We start from the raw sequence: 2,249 nt of genomic DNA on the forward strand, positions 1-2,249 counted from the left end.
CACTGCTCTTCACATTCTTTAAGATAGAATTCGGCAATATCTTCAGAGATATCTTCGCAACGATTAGTCGTTGGTTCTACGCGCAAAATTTGGACAGCATTATCGGTTTGGTCGATAAAATTGATAATGTCCTTTTCTTCTAATAAAGGACCAGATTTAGCGAGATTTTGTTCTTCATTTTCGCACATCACTAAGAGAATTTCATCAGAATTTATAAACACTGGTTTATTCACAAATGCCTCCATATCAAAATATTAAATACATTTTGAAAAAAACGCCTTGACATAGGTTTTTTTTTTCGGGGTATGGTGCAGTGATAATTGTATTTTATGCATAAGTCAATTAAAATTTTGCATAAAACGCAAAAATAAATCTTAAAATATATAATTAAATTATGCGCTATCCACAATTTGGGAGATGTTTATGAGCGATATAGATAAAAAAATAGAATCTGTTTTTTCATTATTCAATGAAAAAGAGCAGTTAATTATTACTTATTTTGTTTTTAATTTTTTTAATAATTCAAGAAAATCAAGCACCGCTTCTTTGTCAACTGGATCAAGTGATGCACATATTTTCATAAAATCTAAGTCTACTTCTTTGTAAAAACTGGGGGGAGGTTCGTTAAAAAATTCAGAAATCTTTACTAGTTCATCTATGGTTATATCTCGCGTTTTACCATTTTGATAGGTATTAAGCATGCGATTCACTGCTGATGGGTGTAGTTCTAAATGTGATGCTAATAATGTTTGTGCGCCGTGTCCTCGTTCGTTAAGACGCTCTTTAATCCATAGCTTAAGTTTGGACTGAATATCTTGTTCCATGGTTCGTATAATCCTTGAAAATATATTTTTATGCAAATGTGCAAAAATGATAAAAAAGCACAATTTCGTTGACTTATGCATAAAACGCAATTATTTATTGTGCTGTTATGGAGATTACATATGCCTTCGAGATTAATTATAAAATATTTAGGTGGTTTCAAAACTGTAGCAACCATAGTGCAAAGAGATGTGTCATCTGTTTATAGATGGCGTGACATGCCAGCAAAACACCAGCAAAAAATTTTAGATTACGCACGTGATCATGGGATAGATTTGCGTCCAGAAGATTTTTTTTATCCCGAGCGCTTGCAGAGATTAATGCAAGAGCAACACCCCCCAATGTCGAAAATTTGCAAGAGCTGCGGTGTTGATCAGAAGGTCGATAGATTGCAGCATTAAGGAGATCAAAATGAGTTCGAATGAAATTTTATGGATAGCAGTGGTTTCAGTTTTGCTCTTAAGCGGAGTGATGTTTCGTATTGCATTGCATTATCGCGACCAAGTTAAGGCGCTTAAAGAGCAGGTTCAAGATCTTAAGAAAGAAATGAGAGAGAATGAGTTTAGGTATTCAAAGGAAAGCAAGCAGACAATTGATGAATGTGATGCGGATCTTGAAGAACGTGACAAGCTAATTGAAGCACTGAAGCAAGAGATTAAAGAGCGTGACGAGGAAATAGAAGAACGTGACGAGGAAATTAAACAACTGAAACAAAAGACTGAAGAGCATGAAAAGGCGTTCAGAAATGTAAGTGAAGTTGTAATGACACTCGAAGCAGATGTTCAATCACGTGATACGGAAATTAAAGAATTGAAACAAAAGATAGAAGAACATGACGACGAGGAAATTGATGAACTGAAGCAAGAGATTAAAGAACGTGAGGAGGAAATTAAAGAATTGAAGCAAAAGCTAGATGCGTACCGAGAAGAGTTCAAACGGAAAAGTGAAAAGATACAGGCACTAAAAGCAGATGTTCAATCACGCGACGAGGAAGTTGAAAGACTAACACAAGAGCTTAAACAGCGTGATGAAGCAGTAAAAGCGCCGGCTCATAAGAATAAGAAGAGTAAGAAGAAGGGTAAGTGAGGAGATAGAGATGGGCTTAATTGCGCTTATTATATCTTGTTATGCAGCTTATACTGCTTTTAAAACCACAAAAAGGCTTAGACAAAAGATAAATGAAAAAGACGAAATAATACACGAGCAAGCAAAGCTCATTGAAAAATTATCTTTTCCTAACGTTTCTTATTGTGTGAATTGCAGTAAAATTGTGTGCAGAGAAGTCATTTAAGCACCATTCTAAGAAAAAACCATCATTAAATGTAAGTGATTTAGATGCTTCATACAATCCTTTGTTTTGATCTAGGTACCAAAACGGGGTGGGCGATACGTGGTGCAAGTGGTGACATGTTCAGTGGTACCGTGAA

Annotated in this window: 4 protein-coding genes and 1 pseudogene; 3 read left to right on the forward strand and 2 right to left on the reverse strand. The window is 35.3% G+C overall.

The genetic code is table 11. The annotated features are described in order from the left end of the window. Both ACFINR_RS09150 and ACFINR_RS09155 read right to left on the reverse strand, forming a co-directional pair. Window positions 1-233: pseudogene (locus tag ACFINR_RS09150) on the reverse strand (hypothetical protein); the annotation flags it as partial. 261 nt (window positions 234-494) lie between these two features. Beyond that, window positions 495-824, reverse strand: a complete 330-nt coding sequence (locus tag ACFINR_RS09155; protein ID WP_208439714.1) for a helix-turn-helix transcriptional regulator — start codon at window positions 822-824, stop codon at window positions 495-497. Window positions 825-944: 120 nt separating this feature from the next. On the opposite strand from ACFINR_RS09155, the gene ACFINR_RS09160 reads away from it, so the two are divergent. From ACFINR_RS09160 to ACFINR_RS09170, 3 genes are read left to right on the forward strand one after another with little or no spacing between them, the layout of a single operon-like run. Continuing rightward, window positions 945-1,223: a hypothetical protein gene (locus tag ACFINR_RS09160; RefSeq protein ID WP_375654213.1), complete on the forward strand. Its 279-nt coding sequence runs from the start codon at window positions 945-947 to the stop codon at window positions 1,221-1,223. 10 nt (window positions 1,224-1,233) lie between these two features. Continuing rightward, entirely contained in the window at window positions 1,234-1,908 is a 675-nt protein-coding gene (locus ACFINR_RS09165) for a hypothetical protein (protein ID WP_375654214.1), read from the forward strand. A 10-nt stretch (window positions 1,909-1,918) separates the two neighbouring features. Continuing rightward, window positions 1,919-2,113: a hypothetical protein gene (locus tag ACFINR_RS09170; protein ID WP_375654215.1), complete on the forward strand. Its 195-nt coding sequence runs from the start codon at window positions 1,919-1,921 to the stop codon at window positions 2,111-2,113. Window positions 2,114-2,249: the final 136 nt, after the last annotated feature.

It is taken from the genome of Bartonella sp. AP19HLJMH (assembly GCF_042196245.1).
Taxonomy (GTDB): domain Bacteria; phylum Pseudomonadota; class Alphaproteobacteria; order Rhizobiales; family Rhizobiaceae; genus Bartonella.

Excerpts from the sequence above, each read along its gene's own strand:
- ACFINR_RS09155 (WP_208439714.1), bottom strand. The coding sequence starts at position 824 with ATGGAACAAGATATTCAGTCCAAACTTAAGCTATGGATTAAAGAGCGT.
- ACFINR_RS09160 (WP_375654213.1), top strand. The coding sequence starts at position 945 with ATGCCTTCGAGATTAATTATAAAATATTTAGGTGGTTTCAAAACTGTA.
- ACFINR_RS09165 (WP_375654214.1), top strand. The coding sequence starts at position 1,234 with ATGAGTTCGAATGAAATTTTATGGATAGCAGTGGTTTCAGTTTTGCTC.
- ACFINR_RS09170 (WP_375654215.1), top strand. The coding sequence starts at position 1,919 with ATGGGCTTAATTGCGCTTATTATATCTTGTTATGCAGCTTATACTGCT.